We start from the raw sequence: 1,673 nt of genomic DNA on the forward strand, positions 1-1,673 counted from the left end.
GACAGACTATGTTGTTCCCTCCGGTGGCGGCGTGAGGCCAGGATCCCGCCCATGCCGGTCATGCCGGTGGCCAGGGCGAGCAGGATGCCTTCCCCGCCGGCCTTGGGGAGCACGCCTGCGGGCAGGTACGTGTACCTCAAGGATGTGTCGGGCGTTTGGGGTGCGCCGCCCAGCGTGTAGTCCACGCTGACGGTGACCGTGCCCGGCGCGTGTGCGGGCGTTGTCACGGTTACGCTGCTGCCATCGCCGCGCGTCAGGTTCGTGCCGGGGTTGGTGTCGAACCTGACGCCGGTGATCACCAGAGCCAGGTTGAACGACACCGGCACAGGAACAGTCGACTTGCTGTAGCTGTTGTTGCCGAGCTGGCCGTAGTTGTTGTCTCCCCAGGCGTAGGCGTTGCCGTCGCTACCGACGGCCAGTGAGTGATAGTATCCGCCGCTGACCTGCGTGGCTTTCAGTCCTTTGCTTGTGTCAGTGGGGTTGGCGGGGTCACGCACGTGCACAGGAACAGACAAATTGTTGGTGGTGTTGTTGCCGAGCTGACCATTGCTGTTGTCTCCCCAGGCGTAGCCGTAGCCGTCGCTGCCCACGGCTAGCGAATGAGAGTATCCGGCGCTCACCTGTACGGCTTTCAGTCCTTTGCTTGTGTCAGTGGGGTTGGCGGGGTCACGCACGTGCACAGGAACAGGATTCGCGAACATTCCGCTGGTGGTGTTGTTGCCGAGCTGGCCAAGGTTGTTGTATCCCCAGGCGTAGACGTCTCCATTGCTGCCCAAGGCCAGCGAATGATCGAATCCGGCGCTCACCTGTACGGCTTTCAGTCCTTTGTTTGTGTCAGTGGGGTTGGCGGGGTCACGCACGCGTACAGGAACCGGGTTTCCACTGAAGTCATCACTGTAGTTGTTGTTGCCGAGCTGGCCAAATTTGTTCCATCCCCAGGCGTAGACGTCTCCATTGCTGCCCAAGGCCAGCGAATGCCAAGATCCGGCACTGACCTGCACGTAGCTGAAATCCGCAGGCAGATCCGGGTATGTCTTGCGATCAGGTGTCCTCACCATGACCGGCGTCGTCCTTCTGCTTCTCGTCCCGTCGCCAAGCTGGCTATTATCGTTGTATCCCCACGCGTAGGCGTTCCCATCGCTGCCCATGGCCAACGAATGCCAGTATCCGGCGCTTACTTGTGCGGCTTTCAGTCCTTTGCTCGTGTCAGTGGGGTTGGCGGGGTCACGCACGCGCACAGGAACATACGAATAGCTGGTGCTGTTGTTGCCGAGCTGGCCATAGCTGTTGTTCCCCCAGGCGTAGACGTATCCGTCGCTGCCCAAGGCCAACGAATGCTCGCCTCCGGCGCTGACCTGCACGTAGGTGAAATCCGCAGGCAGATCCGGGTATGTCTTGCGGTCGGGCGTCCTCACCATGACCGGCGTATTCCGGCTGGTGGACGTCCCTCCGTCGCCGAGCTGGCCTTTGCTGTTGTCTCCCCATGCGTAGGCGTTCCCGTCGCTGCCAATGGCCAAGGAGAAACCATAGGAATTGCTACCGTCATATGTTGATGCGCTGACCTGGCTGAACTTTATGCCTCGGCTGGCGCTGTCCGGCGGGGTGATGGTGGCGGGTTCCCTGCCCAGCTGGCTGCCCTTGTCGGGGCTGATGCTCCACTTGGTGTTCCTGCC

The 1,673-nt window shown here is 61.4% G+C and carries 1 protein-coding gene; it reads right to left on the bottom strand.

The window, feature by feature from the left end:
* A partial coding sequence (locus AC0AII_RS08780) for an RCC1 domain-containing protein (protein WP_490446836.1) occupies window positions 1–1,673 on the bottom strand: 1,673 nt, incomplete at both ends.

Source organism: Bifidobacterium sp. VU/mBH4 (B4), assembly GCF_058199535.1.